This is a genomic window from Bradyrhizobium erythrophlei (genome assembly GCF_900129425.1).
GTDB lineage: Bacteria > Pseudomonadota > Alphaproteobacteria > Rhizobiales > Xanthobacteraceae > Bradyrhizobium > Bradyrhizobium erythrophlei_C.
Genome location: NZ_LT670817.1, coordinates 396,869 through 414,395, shown reverse-complemented (window position 1 = coordinate 414,395; position 17,527 = coordinate 396,869). Strand labels below are relative to the sequence as shown.

At 60.6% G+C, this 17,527-nt stretch carries 18 protein-coding genes and 1 pseudogene; 15 read left to right on the top strand and 4 right to left on the bottom strand.

What is annotated here, in order from left to right:
- Positions 1-235 precede the first annotated feature (235 nt).
- Entirely contained in the window at positions 236-571 is a 336-nt protein-coding gene (locus B5527_RS01975) for a DUF6894 family protein (RefSeq protein ID WP_079599806.1), read from the bottom strand.
- Between the two features lie 995 nt (positions 572-1,566).
- Here B5527_RS01975 and B5527_RS01970 point away from each other — a divergent pair.
- The 3 genes from B5527_RS01970 (at position 1,567) to B5527_RS01960 (ending at position 4,304) form a co-directional block, all read left to right on the top strand.
- A complete protein-coding gene (locus B5527_RS01970; protein ID WP_079599805.1) occupies positions 1,567-2,898 on the top strand; it encodes a sensor histidine kinase in 1,332 nt (443 codons plus the stop codon).
- Positions 2,899-3,186: 288 nt separating this feature from the next.
- Complete coding sequence (locus B5527_RS01965) at positions 3,187-3,744, top strand: cytochrome P460 family protein (RefSeq protein WP_079599804.1); 558 nt, start codon at positions 3,187-3,189, stop codon at positions 3,742-3,744.
- Positions 3,745-4,004: 260 nt separating this feature from the next.
- A complete protein-coding gene (locus B5527_RS01960; RefSeq protein ID WP_079599803.1) occupies positions 4,005-4,304 on the top strand; it encodes an HU family DNA-binding protein in 300 nt (99 codons plus the stop codon).
- A 173-nt stretch (positions 4,305-4,477) separates the two neighbouring features.
- On the opposite strand, the gene B5527_RS01955 is transcribed toward B5527_RS01960, so the two are convergent.
- The gene (locus tag B5527_RS01955; protein ID WP_079599802.1) at positions 4,478-5,788 is read right to left on the bottom strand and encodes a PQQ-dependent sugar dehydrogenase; all 1,311 of its coding nucleotides are present in this window, start codon (positions 5,786-5,788) and stop codon (positions 4,478-4,480) included.
- 148 nt (positions 5,789-5,936) lie between these two features.
- Here B5527_RS01955 and B5527_RS43270 point away from each other — a divergent pair, with 148 nt between their 5' ends.
- The 11 genes and pseudogenes from B5527_RS43270 to B5527_RS01905 all read left to right on the top strand — a co-directional run bounded on the left by B5527_RS43270 (position 5,937) and on the right by B5527_RS01905 (position 14,995).
- Entirely contained in the window at positions 5,937-6,236 is a 300-nt protein-coding gene (locus tag B5527_RS43270; RefSeq protein WP_154071943.1) for a hypothetical protein, read from the top strand.
- A 60-nt stretch (positions 6,237-6,296) separates the two neighbouring features.
- Entirely contained in the window at positions 6,297-6,536 is a 240-nt protein-coding gene (locus tag B5527_RS01950; protein ID WP_079599801.1) for a hypothetical protein, read from the top strand.
- Between the two features lie 1,125 nt (positions 6,537-7,661).
- A complete protein-coding gene (mdcA, locus tag B5527_RS01945) occupies positions 7,662-9,305 on the top strand; it encodes a malonate decarboxylase subunit alpha (RefSeq protein WP_079599800.1) in 1,644 nt (547 codons plus the stop codon).
- Between the two features lie 12 nt (positions 9,306-9,317).
- Positions 9,318-9,629 carry a malonate decarboxylase acyl carrier protein gene (mdcC, locus tag B5527_RS01940; RefSeq protein WP_079599799.1) on the top strand — a complete coding sequence of 104 codons (312 nt, stop codon included), beginning with the start codon at positions 9,318-9,320 and terminating at the stop codon, positions 9,627-9,629.
- On the top strand, positions 9,626-10,552 hold the full coding sequence (locus B5527_RS01935) for a biotin-independent malonate decarboxylase subunit beta (protein WP_079599798.1): 927 nt from the start codon (positions 9,626-9,628) through the stop codon (positions 10,550-10,552). Before mdcC ends, B5527_RS01935 begins: the two co-directional genes overlap by 4 nt.
- Positions 10,539-11,282 carry a biotin-independent malonate decarboxylase subunit gamma gene (locus tag B5527_RS01930; RefSeq protein WP_079599797.1) on the top strand — a complete coding sequence of 248 codons (744 nt, stop codon included), beginning with the start codon at positions 10,539-10,541 and terminating at the stop codon, positions 11,280-11,282. The genes B5527_RS01935 and B5527_RS01930 overlap by 14 nt, the downstream gene beginning before the upstream one ends.
- Entirely contained in the window at positions 11,266-11,934 is a 669-nt protein-coding gene (mdcG, locus tag B5527_RS01925; RefSeq protein WP_079599796.1) for a malonate decarboxylase holo-[acyl-carrier-protein] synthase, read from the top strand. The genes B5527_RS01930 and mdcG overlap by 17 nt, the downstream gene beginning before the upstream one ends.
- A gap of 29 nt (positions 11,935-11,963) precedes the next feature.
- The gene (gene mdcB, locus B5527_RS01920; RefSeq protein ID WP_079599795.1) at positions 11,964-12,806 is read left to right on the top strand and encodes a triphosphoribosyl-dephospho-CoA synthase MdcB; all 843 of its coding nucleotides are present in this window, start codon (positions 11,964-11,966) and stop codon (positions 12,804-12,806) included.
- Positions 12,803-13,744: a malonate decarboxylase subunit epsilon gene (gene mdcH / locus B5527_RS01915; RefSeq protein ID WP_276329307.1), complete on the top strand. Its 942-nt coding sequence runs from the start codon at positions 12,803-12,805 to the stop codon at positions 13,742-13,744. The genes mdcB and mdcH overlap by 4 nt, the downstream gene beginning before the upstream one ends.
- A 79-nt stretch (positions 13,745-13,823) precedes the next feature.
- Positions 13,824-14,500: pseudogene (locus B5527_RS45970) on the top strand (threonine/serine exporter family protein); the annotation flags it as partial.
- A gap of 18 nt (positions 14,501-14,518) precedes the next feature.
- Positions 14,519-14,995, top strand: a complete 477-nt coding sequence (locus tag B5527_RS01905) for a threonine/serine exporter family protein (protein WP_338065119.1) — start codon at positions 14,519-14,521, stop codon at positions 14,993-14,995.
- Between the two features lie 36 nt (positions 14,996-15,031).
- Here B5527_RS01905 and B5527_RS45150 read toward each other — a convergent pair whose 3' ends face one another.
- Together B5527_RS45150 and B5527_RS45145 are read right to left on the bottom strand one after the other, a co-directional pair.
- On the bottom strand, positions 15,032-15,187 hold the full coding sequence (locus B5527_RS45150) for a hypothetical protein (RefSeq protein WP_172842453.1): 156 nt from the start codon (positions 15,185-15,187) through the stop codon (positions 15,032-15,034).
- 1,023 nt (positions 15,188-16,210) lie between these two features.
- Positions 16,211-16,402: a hypothetical protein gene (locus B5527_RS45145; RefSeq protein ID WP_172842452.1), complete on the bottom strand. Its 192-nt coding sequence runs from the start codon at positions 16,400-16,402 to the stop codon at positions 16,211-16,213.
- Between B5527_RS45145 and B5527_RS01885 the strand changes: the two genes are divergently transcribed.
- On the top strand, positions 16,391-17,476 hold the full coding sequence (locus B5527_RS01885) for an acyltransferase family protein (RefSeq protein ID WP_245332682.1): 1,086 nt from the start codon (positions 16,391-16,393) through the stop codon (positions 17,474-17,476). The two genes, B5527_RS45145 and B5527_RS01885, sit on opposite strands and share 12 nt — an antisense overlap.
- Positions 17,477-17,527: the final 51 nt, after the last annotated feature.

Genomic DNA, 17,527 nt, shown 5'->3' with positions numbered 1-17,527 from the left:
ACCCCCTGCGCGCCCGACGCTGTCGCGTCCATCGCATCCCACCGCGCGTTCGTGACGACTCGCGATCCGCCCCTCATCCGGGTGGGACGGGGCGAACTTGTAGAGATGATTTGCCCGACGCGTTAAGCGGAATATTTTTGTCGAAAGGGCTGGACAGGTTTTGGTGATTGGCCTCGGCAGGCAAATTTCCGTCGTGTTTATGAGGCAGGGAAGTCGGGTCTGGGTACTGTGACGATCAGTTCTCTGGCGCAAGCGACGTGCGTGAACGGGTCTGCTCTGACAGCACTGCCGGGTTCATCGGCCCGGCAAGCTCCTGGTCGCATTCAATTTGTTCGTCAGGAAACCACTTCACTTCCAGCGTGAGGCTCACATTGAGAACCGTCTCACCGCTCTGACCTCTCACATTCAGGCCTAAGACGCGGTCGCGATGCCGTTTGCGCACATCCTTCGAAATATTCGCCAGAGCAGCGACCGCCTCCCGGGCTGCCGTCTCAACGTCCGGCAACTTCGTCCCGTATTGGTCTCGACCAACAAGTTCGCCATCGATGAAGTCAAAAAAATAGAGCGGCATGAAATCAGTCCCCCCAAAGGCCTGAGTTGTTCTTGCATAAGAACATTTGATTGAGGTGTTGGGCGATTTTAGGACGCAATCGTGACCACGACCTGACCCCTTTGCGCATCGGCTGCACGACCTGTCACGTGACGATGATACGTCTGAACTCACGCATCGTTACGATGTCGCTAATGTCGAATTCTTCCGATTGAGAATTTCGCGCTTCCGCTGAGAATAAAAATCACGATCGGACGAGTCGGTTTGCTCTCGCAACCAAGAATTTTCGCGTACTTGAGTCAGAAACCGAACAGACACTAGAGCACCTCCCGTTTAGGCTCTGTGACGGCATGGGGGCGGTCATACAGCGGGGACTTGGGGCTCTATCCCGGTCCCTTCGGGGACTGTCTTGGCATCTCTCCCGATTGCAAAAGCGATAGAACGGCCCGCGTGCAAGCGCTGCGGGAGTCGCACGAAGCTCGCGCTTGTTTCGCCGAAAGACGAGTGCTTCGAAACACACTTATTCCAGTGCCCAAGCTGCCATCACGTTTTTATCAAGCGTGTTGCCGCACACCCTATAAGCGCAAATTAGGTAAATCTACTGAGGCGAAGCTCCGTACAGGCTCGAAACCTGTCACCATCTCCATTTCGAAGCTCCTGCAATTCTGCGAAAACGGCCCTCGATCAAAAATGAGCGAAGGCGTAACCCGGCATCTTGTCGATTCGTAACGCGGATCATGATCCGCTCCACGCGCTATTTTCCGTCGTCGTTGCGAGGCAGAAGGTGCTTTTGCCACTTGGCTATGTTGCCTTTGCATTTCTCGCGATCTTTCGCTTCTTGCGCCAACCGCGCTAACAGCAACGGCCTGATGATCTCCGTTGATGGGTTAGACCGGAAGTGGCTGGCAGAGACTAAAAACGACGCGATTGACCCCGAGCAGACTTCGCCTATCCATTCCCTTGTTTGGGTGCTCAGAATAGCTATGCTGAGAGGGTTTGCTTGAGACGGCTTGGCAATGCCAAAAATGAAGCAGCCCCGCCTGAACCAGAAAACCCGCCGAAAGCGCCCTCGACTCCCTGCGTCGGCCCGCTCAAAGCTGCAAGATGAGCTGACTGAGGTCACTCGGCATCGGGCAGCCATCTCTGAAGTTCTACGCGCCATAGCCAACTCCCCGCACGATTTGCAGCCCATATTCGACACGATTCTCGAGAGCGCCAGGTGCCTCTGCCAAGCCGAAGTGGGCAGTTTACGCCTCAGCGAGCAAGCAGGCCTTCGTCTGGTTGCGGCAACAGGTAATTGGCCGTGGCCTGAGCTTTTGGAACATAGCAGTTTTGTAGGTCAGTTAGCTGCAAGCCGGTCGCCAGTCCACATCCCCGACCAGACAGCACATGAACTCTATCGACGGGGCGACGACCCTTACCTTCTGACCACGGTCAACGTGTGGGGCTTTCGGACGGTCCTGTTCATCCCGATGGTCAAGGACGAGAAGGTAATCGGCGTGTTTGTTGTGGGCCGGACGCGCGTACAGCCGTTCACGGACAAGCAGATTGAATTAGTCACGGACTTCGCTGCAGAAGCTGCCATTGCCTTACAGATTACCCGCCGCGAGCGGGAATATCGAGAGGTCCAGAACGAGCTGGCACACGCGAACCGCGTAGCGACCATGGGACAGCTCACAGCCTCGATTGCCCATGAACTCAAGCAGCCGTTGAGCGCAGCGGCGACGTACGGAAGTGCCAGCTTGGGTTGGCTCATGAGAAGCCCGCCTGAAATTGACGAAGCAAAACGATCCGTTGAGCACGTGATCGAGGATGTCATGCGAGCCTCCGACGTGATCGACCGGATTCATGGCCTCGTAAAGAAGCACGCGCCGCGGATGGAAAAGCTGGATATCAACGGCGCGATCCTTGAGGTTGTTGGCCTGATCCGGAGCGAGGTGATGAAGAATGGCGTCACCGCGCGGATGGAGTTGGCAGAGTGCCTGCCACACATTCGAGGAGATCGAGTCCAACTCCAACAAGTGATCCTCAACTTGATGATCAACTCCATACAGGCGATGAGCGATTTGGCCGGGGGCGAGCGCAAACTGGATGTCACCACAGAGCTGATCGCATCGGAAGGTGTTGGCGTCGCGGTGCGGGACAGCGGTCCGGGGTTCTCCGCAGAGAGCCTGGAGCGTCTGTTTGCACCTTTTTACACGACCAAGCCCAACGGCATGGGCATGGGCCTGTCGATCTGCCGGTCGATCATCGAGGACCACGGAGGACGGCTGTGGGCGAGCCGGATAGAACCCCAAGGTGCTCTGTTTCAGTTTACGATCCCAGTCGCTCAACCGGTCAAATCATGATCAGGTCGACGTCGCGCTTTGGCACTTTTGAGACATGGCGACCGATGCTGCCGATCTCTGTTCACGGGAGATGGGCGAGCGCTATGTTCGGTCAGTGGAGCCTCGCTTAATTTTTAGCCGAGCCCCATGGATTGTGAGAATTTCGCGTGAAATAATAGCCTGGCGTCGCGGCCGGCGGGTGATGTCCGGCCTTTCAAGTACGAACCAACTTTAAACTATATCGCACACGCACTGACCGGCACCGGTTGAAGGGACCCGACCGATAAACACCAAGCACGGGAGAGAGTCATGAAGAGAACTGCTTTCTCAGCGATTTCAATCATTGCAGCGGTGGTCGCCGTCCTGGGCGGCAGGGCCATTTCCGCGCAGGACAAGTACACTCTGCAAGTCCCGGGCGGGCTCGCGTTCGCTGACTTCAGAGGTTACGAAGGTTGGCCAGTCATTGCCGTCAGTGAGAACGGAGGCAAGATCGCTGTGATCATGGGGAATCCCGCAATGATCGACGCCTACAAGGAGGGCGTGCCCGGCAACGGCAAGCCTTTCCCGGACGGGGCCAGGATGGCGAAAATCCATTGGATCCCGAAAAAACAGGAGACGTACCCCGGTCAGCCAATGGTGCCAGGGATTCAGCATGACGTTGATTTCATGGTGAAGGACAGCAAGAGGTTCGCCGACAGCGGCGGGTGGGGATATGCTGAGTTCGAGTACGACGCCGCATCCGATACGTTCAGGCCCGGCACTTTAAGTGATAAGCCGCCACAGGCGAACGATGCCAAGTGTGGGTTCGCCTGCCACACGACAGTGCAGGCGAAAGATTACGTTTTCACGGAGTACGGGCACCGGTGAACCGCGAACAGGATTGTCAACAGCCATCGACCTGGGCGAAGCGAAAGCCTGATCGGGCTCGATCATGAATAACAGCCAGTGATGGAACACACGTCGAACTGGTCCTTGCGTTTTGGGCTTCGATGGGTTTTAAGCCCGGTGACTTCATGACCATAGGCATGAACGAGAAGCGAGTTGCGTGGCTTTGCCGCGTTCAAACGGAGTGACGCACCCGCGTAGCTCATGCGCTTTAAATCGTTCCGTCCACAAAGGAATCCATCATGGCTAGGATGACCAAGAACCAGTTGATCGATGCTATTGCAGAGGGAACGCAGCTGTCGAAGGGAGACGTAAAGGCCGTCGTCGAGCAGATGGCGACTGTAGGCTATAAGGAGCTGAACGAATCCGGCGAGTTCGTCATTCCCGGCTTCGTCAAGATGTCGATCGTGAACAAGCCTGCGACCGAAGCCCGCAGCGGGGTAAATCCTTTCACGAAAGAGCCTATGGAATTCGCCGCCAAGCCCGCCAGCAAGTCGGTCAAGGCGTCAGCGCTGAAGGTCGCTAAAGACGCTGTTTCATGAAGCTCATTTATTAAGGCGGTCTGCAAGGACACCGGCTTCAGTCTGAACTGTGGGTAAATTCCATCTCACCCAAGACAGACAGATCCACGCACGTGCCTCAAGCGTTGGGGGAGATGGGATTAACAAGCATATGCGTACGCCGCGGATATACGTTGCCGGAGGCTCGGGCTAGCTCAGCCCGGCCGCTCGCCCGTTACGCGCCAGATCACATCGCCAACATCGTCCGCCACCAGAACGGAGCCGTCGGGACCGAGTGTTACTCCAACCGGCCGTCCATAAGACTCCCGTTCGTCCGGTGCGAGGAACCCGGACAGAATATCCCGTGGCGGTCCGGCCGGGCGGCCGTTAGCGAACGGCACGAAGACGACCTTGTAGCCGCTCAGCGTGCTGCGATTCCAGGAGCCGTGCTGCCCGATCGCCATGCCGTCGGGAAAGCCCGGAAGCGTTCCTGCCGGCAGCCAGCATAGACCCAGCGACGCCGTGTGCCCGCCCAGCGCGTAGTCCGGCGTAATGGCTCTTGCGACCGCGGCCGGATCCTGCGGTACCCGATCGTCCACCGTCTGCCCCCAGTAACAATAGGGCCAGCCGTAGAACCCCCCGTCGCGGACCGAGGTCAGATAGTCGGGAGGTGTCTCGTCGCCCAGACCGTCGCGCTCGTTGACCACCGTCCAGAGCACGCCGGTCCGTGGCTCCCATGCCATGCCCACCGCGTTGCGCAGGCCGCTCGCAAAGATGCGGCTGCCGCCATCAACCAGATCGATCTCGTAGATCGCAGCCCGGCCGTCCTCTTCGGCCATGCCGTTCTCGGCAATATTGCTGGACGAACCGACCCCGGCAAAGAGTTTCCGGCCATCGGCGCTCGCCAGCAGGCTCCGCGTCCAGTGCCCGCCGGGCTTGAAGGTGGTGAGCTTCCGCCCCGGGGCGTTGATGCGGTCCGCGCCCGATACATAAGGGAAGGCCACCACGCCGTCGGTATTGCCGACATAGAACGTGTCGCCCAACAGCGCCATGCCGAACGGCTGGTTCAGTCCTTCCATGAAAATTTTGCGCTGTTCGGCGACGCCGTCGCCATTGGCGTCGCGGAGCAAGGTGATGCGGTTTGCGCTTTCGCCCAGGGCGGCGGCACGTCGCATCGTCGCCTGCATCGCGTAGCTGAACACACTCCGGGTCGGTCCGGCGACCTGGTTCGACTCGGCAACGAGGACGTCGCCATTGGGCAGCACGTCGATCCAGCGCGGATGTTTCAGACCGGTCGCAAACGCATTGACCTTGAGGCCCGGCGCCGCCACTGGCTTCTGCCCGTCGCTCCACCCCCTGGCCGTCGGCATCTTGAGTGTCGGGATGCTTCCTTGCGGCTTCGCCGCCGGGACCACCGGTGCGTTGCCCCACGCGGGCTCAGGCGCGACGCCCTGCAGCCGGCGCCACCGCAGCGCGGCGGCGCCGATCAGCGCGACTATTTGAGCAAAAATACCGGACAAGCTCATGTCACTCCCCTGTTGATGGTGCGCACACTATCCGACACCAGGTCACGTTAAAACCTGATCGCCGACATGCGAGCTCACTGGCACCTGCTCGGCAAACGGGTGTCCCATATCAAATGAGAGAAGGCAAACTTGGCTTTAAGAGGAGTTTGTGGCCGCAGCGGCCAGGACTTTTGAAACCTGGTCCGAAGCAGCCGATTGCTGTGGCATCAGTGCAGAAAAGAACGATGCCGATCAGCGCGCTGTCAATGCCAAACCGCCGCACCGCCTGGTGCCTTCCATCGCGCTTAAAGAAAATTTTAATGGCGACGGTGCGGTTGTCTCTTATCCAAACAATGCCCGCAGAACAAACGAGACAATCATGAAATTACGGCAATGGCATTGCCGTCTGCGTTCGCGAAACGATCTAGCAGTCATGATGTCACCAGTGGCGATGGCCACAACTTTATAGCTTGTTCCGCTAACAGGAATGGCCCGCTCTGAAGCGGCGGACGTCGCGGATCTCGGGTGAATGAGGAAAATCATGCAAGAGCCTTTCGATCATAAGAATGTAGCCGCTCCAGATGACTTGAGTGTCGTTTTGGGGTTTACGCAGATGCTGTCCGACGGCGGCAACGTGGATGAGGTGTCACGCCTCGCAACCGATCGTGGCTGGCTCGACGCCAGTGGTCAGCTCACGGCTGCCGGAGACCAGCTTGCCCGCGCGCTCCAGCAACAAAGCGGAACGCGAACGGTATTTCGTGTTTGGTGAGTCCCGGCCTGCCGGATTCGCGCCTGGCGATGCTCGTGACACACAACCCGTAGCGGATATCGCAGGCGCGGTGGACATGCGCGCATGATCTTGCCGATTTGAACGAAGGTGAGGCCGGTGCCCCCTTTAGGAGACGGCCGCCCGAACGCATTTGATCGGCCGCGTCCCAGCCGCCGCGCGCAGGCCGGACCATTCGCCACCTGACAAGTTGATTGGAGCAAATGCGATGCGTGCCTTTTTGGCCTTGAGCCTGTTGATGATCTCAGGTGCTTCCGCAAGCGCTGCGCCTGTGCATCACACGATCCGGCGACATCACGTCATCGTTCGTCCCAGCCAAAGGTTCCCGGGCTACGCCGTTCCGGGCTGGGCCTACGACGCAGCGCCTCCGCCTGCGGATCACTACCACGACACACCTAGCTACAACGATCCGTCCAAGTTTGGCGGCTCAACGGCCTTGCCTGTTGAGAACTAGACATAGGCGCGGCGGACTTGCCCACCCTAAATGCGCTCGCGAAACTTGGTAGCGTTCGTGACGCCGATTACATGGCGCCGTACAACACCATCAAGATTGGCGCCGCCAATGACTGGATTGCGGCAGCTATTTGTCGTTGATCCCAGAGCGTGGGGCGGGTTGGAGCCGAAGGCGTAACCCGCCATCTTGTCGATTCATAACGGCGGATCATGATCCGCCCTGCGCGGATTCCCGACTTACTACTTAACGGTCAGTCGGGTTCGATGATCTTGGCGCCCGGGTAGACCCGGGACGTACGCAACGACGCATGCCTTGATAACGGCGACCGCCGCGAGTTGCTCTTGGATTCTTCGCACCTCATTCGAGGTGAAGTTTCTAAATTTCAATTTAATGGTTCTCCATTCCGCGCGTGTTTAGTTTATCGTCCCAATCAACAATCGCAGTCTGTACGCTCGGCATCATTGGTACTGCGTTTCTGCGCTCCGTTGTCGCGCCCATTCTGCTCACGGACTGCAGCGTCGTGGACGACCCGATCTGGCGGAATGGCCGAGAGCAGCGGGAACAGCATCCCGGCCGCCACCCTCACAGTCACCAGCCTCGAGTGGCTATCCCTTGGCTAGCCTGCAGGTCAACATCTACGGGAGCTGAACGACATGGCTGATTGGCAAAGCGAGCAGCGAGTCCGCGAAGAACGTCTCGCGGCGGGGAGAAAATTCGCAGATGGAAAGATCGTCGCACCAGACAACGCGACCGCACTGCTCGAAGCGGTGATCCGGCCCAAAGATCGAATCTGCCTCGAAGGTGACAACCAGAAGCAAGCGGACTTTCTGGCTGCCTGTCTGGCCAAAGCCGATCCGAAAGTGCTGCACGATTTGCACGTCGTGCAGTCCGGTATCGTGCTGCCCGAGCACATCGACCTCTTCGAGAAAGGCATTGCAAAGAAGCTCGATTATTCCTTTTCCGGGCCGCAAAGCCACGCAGTGCCACGTGCCCTGAAGTCTGGAAAGATCGAGCTCGGCGCGATCCACACCTACATCGAGTTATTCGCCCGCTACTTCGTCGACCTTACGCCTCACGTTGCGCTGAGCGTAGCCCGCAGCGCCGACCGCCAGGGCAATTTGTACATGGGTCCGAATACGGAGGACTCTCCTTCCGTCATCGAAGCGACTGCCTTCAAGGGAGGCATCGTCATCGCCCAGGTCAATGAGATCGTGGACAAGCTGCCGCGCGTAGACATTCCGGGCGACCGCGTGGATTTTTTGGTGGCGGCGCCGAAGCCTTTCTACGTCGAGCCACTCTTCACTCGTGACCCGGCCAGCATCACCGAAACACAAATCCTGGCAGCAATGATGGCCATCAAGGGCATCTACGCAGAATACGGGATCAAGCGGTTGAACCATGGCATTGGTTTCAACACCGCCGCGATCGAGCTGCTGCTCCCTACCTACGCGGAAAAGCTCGGGCTCAAGGGCAAGATCGCCACGCATTGGGCCCTTAACCCGCATCCGACACTCATTCCCGCGATCGAGTCGGGCTGGGTCAAACAGATCCACAGCTTCGGTTCGGAGGTTGGCATGGATGCCTATATGCGCGCACGGTCAGACATCTACTTCACCGGGCGGGACGGCTCAATGGCCTCCAGTCGGACGTACTGCCAGCTTGCAGGGCTCTACGCGGCCGATCTGTTCATTGGGTCCACGTTGCAGATCGATCTCGATGGCAACAGCTCAACTGTGACGGCGGACCGCATCGCCGGCTTTGGCGGCGCACCCAACATGGGTTCGGACGCCCATGGCCGCCGCCACCCGAGCGAGCCCTGGCTCAAGGCCGGACGTGAGGCCGTCGACGGACATCCGCAGGTTATGCGTGGCCGCAAACTGGTGGTCCAGCTGGTCGAGACCTTCAGCGAGAAGATGGTGCCGGTCTTTGTCGAGAAGCTGGATAGCCTCGAGCTCGCCGAGAAATTCAAGCTCGATCTGGCACCCGTCATGATCTATGGCGACGACGTGACCCACATCGTCAGCGAGGAAGGCATCGCGAATCTGCTTCTCTGCCGCACCACCGAGGAGCGCGAGCAAGCTATCCGCGGCATCGCGGGCTTCACCGACGTGGGCCGTCGACGCGACCGCAAGATGGTCGATAAGCTCCGCAAGCGGAAGATTATCCGCCGGCCAGAGGATCTTGGGATTAACCCGCTGGATGCGCATCGCAGCATGCTTGCCGCCCGATCGATCGAGGATCTGATGCAGTGGTCCGGCAATCTGTACGACCCACCCAACAAATTTCGCAACTGGTAGGAGGCGCGGATCATGCAGACACTGAGCTTTAGGCACAAGGCCAAGCGTCGCCTGTCCGGCAAGAAGGACCAAGCGATCATCGGCGTGGTCGCGTCAGGAAATCTGGAAGTGCTGCTGGAGCGCGTGCTTCCAGAAACTGCGTGCGAGGTGGACATCGCCACACCGCTCAACGGCTATGACGAGACCTGGAAGGCGGTGGTCGCCGAATTCGTCGAGCGGACTTCGCCTGGAGGTTTGCGCATCTCGATCAATGACGGGGGCGCGCGGCCTGACACTGTTTACCTGCGCCTGATGCAGGGAAGCGCGCTGATGGAGGCCGAATGATGGAAGACGCAGCAACAAGCGCCCAAGCCAGTTGGTTTCAGGCGACTGCACGCCAACGTGTGGCGGGCCTGTTGGACCCGGACAGCTTCACAGAGTTCTTGGGGCCATCCGAGCGCATTCAGAGTCCGCACCTTCATCTGTTCGACGTGCCTTCGGCATTCGACGACGGAGTCGTCATCGGTCGCGGCAAGTTGGGCGGAAAGGACGTGCTCGTCGCAGCCCAGGAGGGCCAATTCATGGGCGGCACCTTCGCCGAAGTCAGCGGCGCCAAATTGGTGGGTCTCGTGCGCGCCGCACGCGATCATAAGAGCCTGCCCCAGACCGTTCTGCTGCTTATGGATAGCGGAGGGGTACGTTTGCAGGAGGCGAACGCAGGCGAACTGGCGGTCGCCGAGTTGATGCGCGCCATCGTCGAGGCCCGCTGCGCGGGCGTTGCAGTGATCGCTCTGGTCGGCGGCAAGGCCGGCGCATTCGGCGGAGCGGGCCTGACGACGGCGACCTGTTCCCGCATCGTCATATCAGGGCAAGGGCGCACCGGCGTCTCCGGTCCGGAGGTGATCGAGACGAACAAGGGCGTCGAGGAATTCGATTCCGAGGACAAGGCGCTGGTGTGGAGTACCGACGGCGGCAAGAACCGTCGGCTGCTCGGTGGGGCCGATGCTTTTGCCGAGGATTCCATGGAAGGATTCCGCGCCGCGACCAAGGCCCTCATGTCGAAGGTCCCGGCGTTCGATCTCAAAACGATGCAGGCGGAGCAGGAACGGCTGGCGGCGCGTCAAAAGCGGCTCTGCGCGTGCGATGACGCCGTTTCCATGTGGCGGATCCTGGGCATCCAGGAGCCGGAGACGATCCGGGATATGGACGCCAAGAAATTTATTGCACTCGCGAACAGCATCAAGGAAGCCAACCATGACGCTCGATGAGATTCTCAGAGGCCTATTCCCGTCAGGTCACGAAGTGAAGACGAACGCTGCCGGCATCATTACCGGGACTGGCAAGCGCAAGAATGGTGACGCCATCGCGGTAATCGGCGTTGCGAACGGTGAAGCTCTAGGGACGGCGGGCGTGCTGCCACTTGCGGAGGAGGTGCTGCGCGTGGTCGCTAAAGGGGGCAAAACGCCGATTCTGGTGTTGGTGGACACGCAGGGTCAGCTCATGGCCCGGCGCGACGAGATGCGCGGTCTGAACGAATACCTCGCGCATCTGGCCAAGTGCCTGCTGCTGGCCAGCCAGCAAGGACATCGGACCATCGGGCTGGAATACGGCAAAGCGGCCGCGGGCGCGTTCCTGGCAACCGCTTTGGCGACTGACCGCCTCATTGGCCTGCCGGGCGCCGAACCTACGGTGATGGATCTGCCGTCAGTGGCGCGGGTCACGAAGCTGCCCCTGAATACTTTGAAAAAGCTCGCGAAGCAGACGCCGGTCTTCGCGCCAGGCCTTGACCATTTGTTGCAGATGGGCGCCGTCGCAGAAATCTGGGACCCCGACAAGCCGCTTGATGATCAGCTCGAGGAGGCGCTGCGCAATACCTCGCCGGCTGATAGCCGCGATGAGCTGGGAGCGCAACGCAAGGGTCGGGCCATGGCGGCGGTGGTCGCGAAGCGGGTAATTGCAGAGGCGACGGGCGGAGACAAGAATGTTGCATCGACATGATCTGCTGCGGGTGGAGCCCGGTGCATGGGACGCCATGCTTCGATGCAATCCTCATCTCGCGGATTTGCCGCTTGTGGCAGACTGGGCGCGGCTCAATCGGCCAGTGATCGTGCGGCGGCGCATGGCCGGAGATTACGCCGACGGCGTACCGGCGGCGTTGCCGCTGCCGCCCGATTACGGCAAGCGACGTCTCGCCTTCAGCTTTGCTTCGGGCGCAGTTGTGACGGTGTTGCCGCCGGTGCTGCTTCGCGATGCGGCGTCGACGGCACCTTCTGCCTGGCATCCGATCGTCGCCGCGTTGCTCAACGTCGGCAAGGCAGAGGGGATAACGCCGCGTGTATTCGGTTCGCTGCTTTGGCAGCATGTAACCGGCCTGTCCTACCTGACCCAGCGATCCGACATCGATCTGCTCTGGTCGATTTCGGAAGAGCGAAGCGTCGCCTCGCTCGTGGAACGATTGTTTCGGCTGGACGCGGACGCCTCGGTTCGCCTCGACGGTGAACTGGAGTTGCCCGACGGCGCGGCGGTGAATTGGCGCGAGCTGGCCCGTAGTGGTGCCAACCTCCGTGACGAACTGCTGGTCAAGACAATGGATGGCGTTGAGATCCGAACCAGGGCCGCGCTGTTCCGCACGCCGGTGTCGCTGTCGTGACGACCGCCCCCCAGCAAGCAACGCGCTGCATGCCCGACCGCGTCGCGGACCATGTGGCCGCTGCTGCAGGGGCCGCGTTGCTAGCAGAGCTAGAGACCTGGCCCAAGCCGGGACTCGTCAGTCACGTGGATTCGGGCAGCCACAACGACATGGATGCCGGCACGTTCAAAGCCAGCACTAGGGCAATTACACCGTTTTACGGCTATCTGACTGTCGCCGGCGCCGCCGGATCCAGCATGAACAAGCTCCGCGAGATTGGATTGGAGGCGGAGCGTGCGATGCTGGCCGCGACAGGCGGCGTCAACACGCACCGGGGTGCCATCTTCAGCCTGGGCCTGCTGTGCGCGGCCGCTGGTGCTACCTGGTCTGAGACGGCGCGTGCTGAGTGCCATTGGAGCGCCAATATGCTGGGCGCCACCGTTCGCCAACGATGGGGGCAGGCAATAATGCGTGGCCCCATCCCACTACACAGCCATGGAACGAATGCTCTGCGCAAATTTGGCGCGGGCGGCGCGCGGGCGCAAGCCGCCGCTGGTTTTCCGCACGCGATCGAGGTGGGGCTGCCTGCACTGCGGTTCGGCCACAGGCTGGCACCCGAGGATGCTGAGGCCGCACGCGTTCACAGCTTCTTTGCAATCCTGGCCTCGATGGACGACACCAATCTGCTGCACCGTGGCGGTTTCGTTGGCCTGCGTTACGCCCAGGATGCGGCGGCCGGCTTTCTCGAACAGGGCGGTGTCGGGCAGGCAGAGTGGCGCGAGCGAGCCGAGGCGGTGCATCGAACCTTTGTCGCACGCCACCTCAGCCCTGGCGGCTGCGCGGACTTACTGGCGATCACCCTTTTCCTCGACAGCCTGGAGGCCCATTCGTGAGTGCCATAGCCATCCTTTGCTCCGGCCAGGGCTATCAGGGCGCAGGCATGTTTGATCTGCTGGCCGATGCACCGGAAGCGGACCAAGTGTTTGAAGCCGCAAAATCGGTTTTGGACGGCCAAGATCCGCGGCAACTGGTGCGCGAGGCTAGCAACGACGATCTGCACGCGGACAAGCTCGGGCAAATTCTGTGTTGCACACAAGCGATGGCAGCCTGGGCGGTGTTGAGCGCGAAGGTGCCGCGCCCGCTTTTGGTCGCAGGCTACAGCGTAGGGGAGCTCGCAGCCTGGGGTGTCGCGGGCTTAATTGATTATGAGAGCGTTTTCGATCTCGCGGCCCGGCGCGCGACCGCGATGGACAAAGCGACGAAAGAGCCATCCGGGCTCGTCGCCATCCACGGTCTTCGGCGAGCGGCGTTGGATCCAATCTGTAGAGCGCACGGCGCTTATATCGCGATCGTCAACGGTGAAGATCAAATGTTGGTCGGGGGCACCAGGAGGGCACTCGAAGCCGTGATTCATGATGCCCAGGCCGCGGGTGCCAGGCGCATGACGAGATTGCCTGTCGCGGTCGCGTCGCACACGCCGCTACTAGCAGGTGCCAGCGACCGGTTCCGCCAAGCGCTGAAAAAAGCGCACCTGTCCGCTGCAGTGCCGCCCAGTGTCCGCCTACTGAGTGGAATAGACGGAGCCGCGGTGTTCGATGTGCATGCGGGCGCGGACAAACTGGCACGTCAGATTCAACAAACGGTGGATTGGGCTGCCTGCATGGAGTCTTGCCGTGCGGCAGGTGTCACCAAGGTTGTTGAACTCGGCCCCGGCAACGCGCTCGCCCGGTTCATGCGCGAATTCATGCCGGAAAGCGACGCGCATAGCCTGTCGGAATTCCATTCACTTCTCGGAGTTAAGCACTGGATGCAGAGATCGTCTGCCCGATAGCCGGCGCCGTTGCAAAGCGTAAACGCAAGTTGCACATCGGAATGCAGCGCGCCGGTCTCTCTGTGGGCGGAGAACCGATATGGACATCGAAGAGCGCTCCAGGTTTGTCCTAACCGCCGCCAAGGGCCTGTTCGTCAATGGCGAATCGACAGAACAGACGGTGACGGCGGCTGCAAGGCTCGCCGACGTTCTCGGTCTGCGTGCCAAATTGTCGGTGCGCTGGGACGAGCTGGCGCTTCAAGTCGATAGCGCCAACGGCGCGCTGCTCCGGCTCGAAGCGGCTGAACCAACCGGTGTGGAAATGGATCGCGTCGCTTCAGTGATGCGGGTCATCGACGAGCTTGCCGCCGGCGATCTCAAACCCGAGGAGGCACGGGCCGAAATCGAGACGGCCTCGCACGCGCGCCCCGCCCCGACCTGGCTGTTCGCTATCGCGGCGGCGGCCGGTGCCACGGCGTTGAGCGTGATCTTCGGAGTCGATAATTTCCCTGCGGCGGCCGTGATCGCCGGGAGTGCCGGCATGGGCGCCTGCTGCGCCGTGTCTTGGCGCGCGTTAGTGAGAACGTCTTCCTGCATCCCTTCTGCGCGGCCCTTCTCGCCGGAGTCGTCGGTGCGCTGGCGGTCCGTTCCCAGCTCAGTTCGTCGTTGCGGCTCGTGGCAGTCTGCCCCTGCATGATCCTCTTGCCAGGACCCCATATCCTGAACGGCGGCCTCGATCTGATCCGCAGCCGCATCCATCTCGGCGCGTCCCGGATCCTCTTCGCCCTCCTCGTAGTGCTCGCGATCGCAATCGGACTTCTTTGTGGCTTGGCGCTTCTCGGCGTAAACTTACCACTCGAACCCGCCGAACGACGCGTGCCACTATGGCAAGACGTGATTGCCGCCGCCGTCGCGGCCGCGGCCTACGGCGTCTTCTTTTCGACCCCTCTCAGGATGCTCCCCTGGCCCGTGGCAGTAGGCGCGCTGGCCCATGCGCTCAGGTGGTTTGTGATTGCGGAACTTGGTTTCGGTCCGGCAGGCGGGGCGTTCGTGGCATGCCTAACGGTCGGTCTGATCCTGACACCCGTGTCCAACCATTGGCGAATGCCGCTCGCCGCCGTCGGGTTCGCATCGGTCGTGTCGATGTTGCCCGGCGCTTACCTGTTTCGAACGGCGAGTGGGCTCGCGCAGATTGCTGCCGATACAGGAGCGCCAACGACGCTGATAAGAGCGACTCTGTCCGACGGCGTGGTCGCCTGGCGATGCTCCTGACACACAACCCGTACCGCCTGATTCCCCGCTTAACGGTCAGTCGCGTTCGAAGATCCTGGCGCCCGGGTAGACCCGGCGGGCGTATGCAACGACTAGCGCCCGGTCCTGTGCCTCCAGGAACGGAGTCCGGATCTGACACGACCCGACGATGAGATGCCACAAGCCGTTAAGCTTTTGGATGTTGACGTTCATGACGCTACACCTCCATTTCGCGATCCCATTCTTCCACTCTGCGCTTAGATTCGCGAGCAGCCGACCGAGCCAACGCCTTGGCCGCATCAGCGTGGGCGGCTTTCTCAGCTCGCCGCTCATAGTCCTCAGCAAGTGCCCTAAGCTGACTCGCTACGCGTTGGTCCGTCATTGTTTGGGCAGCCCGGAGTATGGTCCGTGCCGTCTCCAAATATTCCTTGCTCAGCATTTCGCCTCCGCAATCCCGGTTGGACTGAATAACGCTGTCAAAGTACAACTAATCACAGAGAGACGGACCGGACCATTGCACGGACGTTTATCAGTCCCTTACATGTGTGTGAGACGGGGATACTTAGGTTTACGATCGACCACCTGCGCGTCTACGGCGCGACAAAGCGTATCCTCCCCGCGGCTCGGAAAACGCACAGCGCGCGCGTCTAGCGGCTTAGCGTTGGGCTGATTTCGGGTTTTGGCACCTTTCGGACCTCGCGATGTCCGAATTGAGTCCGGAATGCGCACCAAAGCGGACGACCGCGGCGTATTTTCCGGACCCGTGCTGCAATCGGCAACTGCGCAAGCAACTCAAGCCGCAAACAGACCGCGGCTATTTTTGTCTCATCGAGGAGCCCTCAAGATTCGTTAGCGCCGGACGCGCTGTGGTCTTTGGAATCCAGACGTAGCTTTTACGCCACAGGCATTGGAAATCGCCAATGGAACCCGCGGAGGATGAGACTTTCGTTTCGGTCTTTGCCAGAATGCTTACCGGGAATCTCGAGCCGCGAATGGCACGATGAGTATTGGAAAGTCCAGTCAGACTCACGTGCGAATTCTCACAGAGACGGCTATTTCCCGCCGAAAATTATCACGCACCATTCGAACCTCGTCGCTCTGCCAATCCGCGTTCGCAACGGCGGTCATATGCAGCGCGCTGGTGACCGGCGCTGCGCTCCCGGCATCGGCGGATGGCGGAACGGGAGGCGACGGCGGTTTTGCCGGGGCGAGCGGCAGCATCATCGCGCGAACAAATCAATTTGATGTGGAGCCGGTATGACTCTCTTTGCTGTCTGGCCGTACTTTCTTCTGGTGTTCGTCGTTTCCATCGCATGCGGCCGGTTGCCGCCATTCAAGCTTGTCGACGACGCACGCGCGGCCGCCGGCATGCGGACCGAAACGCTCGACGGTTTGCGCGGCTTTCTCGCGTTGAGCGTGTTCGTCCATCACTTCGTCATCACGCATCGCTACCTGCAAAGCGGCATCTGGGATTATCCGCCGTCGGCTTTCTATACGTTGCTGGGACAGGTTGGATTCGGTGGCTTCTTCATGATTACCGGTTTCCTGTTCTGGGGAAAATTGCTTGATGCGCGCGGCCGCCCCGACTGGTGGACGCTGTATCTCGGACGGGTCTTCCGAATCGGACCGATGTACGTACTGGTGGTCGTGCTGATGCTGTTCGTGGTGGCATACCGAACCGGTTTCCAACTTAGGGAACCCCTTGCAACGGTTTGCATCTCCGTGTCCGAGTGGCTTGCGCTGGGCGTTTTCCCGCAGCAGCCTGAGGTCAACGGCTATCAGGCGACGGGACTGATTCTCGCCGGCGTGACATGGACCATATTCTGCGAGTGGGCCTTCTATGCGGTCTTGCCGCTGCTCGCGATAATTGCCCGCTCGCGCCGGCATGCGCTGTTTGTCGGCATTGGCTTGGGGGCGTGCCTGCTGACATCCGCCTGCGAGCCGACGCTGACGGCCGGGTTGGCGACTCCCATGACGGCGGGGCTCGTGATGGGCATTGTCGCCGATCTGCTGGCTTTCTTCCTGTCGGGTATGTTGGTCGCGTCATTGCGCCGCACCAGCATGCGCGAATGCATGCCTGCGGGTTGGTTATCGCCGATCGCACTCGGATGCCTGGGCACAATTTTCGTCGGCTTCGATACGGCGCTGGGCTCCGTGCAGATCGCCTTGATGGCGCTGTTCTTCTATGCCGTCTGCAAAGGCGGCACGCTGTTCGGCTTGCTGACGACACCCGCCGCGCGCCGGCTCGGCAACGTCAGCTATAGCGTCTATCTAATGCAAGGCATTGTGTTGACCGCCGCGTTCGCCGTGCCGTCGATCAAGATCTTCGCGCTGCAGGGAGTGTTTGAATACTGGGCGGTGGGCGTGCTATCCGCGCTGGCGCTGGCCAGCGTGTCTGCGACAACCTATCTGGCGGTCGAGAAACCCGGGATGGCGTTCGGCAGGCGCATCAGACACCGCTTTGGCGGCTTCAGCGCCATGCCGCGCACCGGCTCGCGTTGATGCAGCACGCGGCGACCTATTCGGCAATGCCCTGCCTGGTCATAGAGGGCC

Bases quoted from the DNA above. Each gene is read 5' to 3' on its own strand.
- B5527_RS01965 (WP_079599804.1), top strand. From the start codon at position 3,187: ATGAAGAGAACTGCTTTCTCAGCGATTTCAATCATTGCAGCGGTGGTC.
- B5527_RS01975 (WP_079599806.1), bottom strand. From the start codon at position 571: ATGCCGCTCTATTTTTTTGACTTCATCGATGGCGAACTTGTTGGTCGA.
- mdcG (WP_079599796.1), top strand. From the start codon at position 11,266: ATGTTGCATCGACATGATCTGCTGCGGGTGGAGCCCGGTGCATGGGAC.
- B5527_RS45145 (WP_172842452.1), bottom strand. From the start codon at position 16,402: ATGGACGAACACGCTCAACGCGAGAAAGCCGCGCAAACCGTCGAGCGT.
- B5527_RS01935 (WP_079599798.1), top strand. From the start codon at position 9,626: ATGATGGAAGACGCAGCAACAAGCGCCCAAGCCAGTTGGTTTCAGGCG.
- mdcB (WP_079599795.1), top strand. From the start codon at position 11,964: ATGCCCGACCGCGTCGCGGACCATGTGGCCGCTGCTGCAGGGGCCGCG.
- B5527_RS01950 (WP_079599801.1), top strand. From the start codon at position 6,297: ATGAGGAAAATCATGCAAGAGCCTTTCGATCATAAGAATGTAGCCGCT.
- B5527_RS01970 (WP_079599805.1), top strand. From the start codon at position 1,567: ATGCCAAAAATGAAGCAGCCCCGCCTGAACCAGAAAACCCGCCGAAAG.
- mdcC (WP_079599799.1), top strand. From the start codon at position 9,318: ATGCAGACACTGAGCTTTAGGCACAAGGCCAAGCGTCGCCTGTCCGGC.
- B5527_RS01930 (WP_079599797.1), top strand. From the start codon at position 10,539: ATGACGCTCGATGAGATTCTCAGAGGCCTATTCCCGTCAGGTCACGAA.
- B5527_RS01955 (WP_079599802.1), bottom strand. From the start codon at position 5,788: ATGAGCTTGTCCGGTATTTTTGCTCAAATAGTCGCGCTGATCGGCGCC.
- mdcA (WP_079599800.1), top strand. From the start codon at position 7,662: ATGGCTGATTGGCAAAGCGAGCAGCGAGTCCGCGAAGAACGTCTCGCG.
- B5527_RS45150 (WP_172842453.1), bottom strand. From the start codon at position 15,187: ATGAACGTCAACATCCAAAAGCTTAACGGCTTGTGGCATCTCATCGTC.
- B5527_RS01960 (WP_079599803.1), top strand. From the start codon at position 4,005: ATGGCTAGGATGACCAAGAACCAGTTGATCGATGCTATTGCAGAGGGA.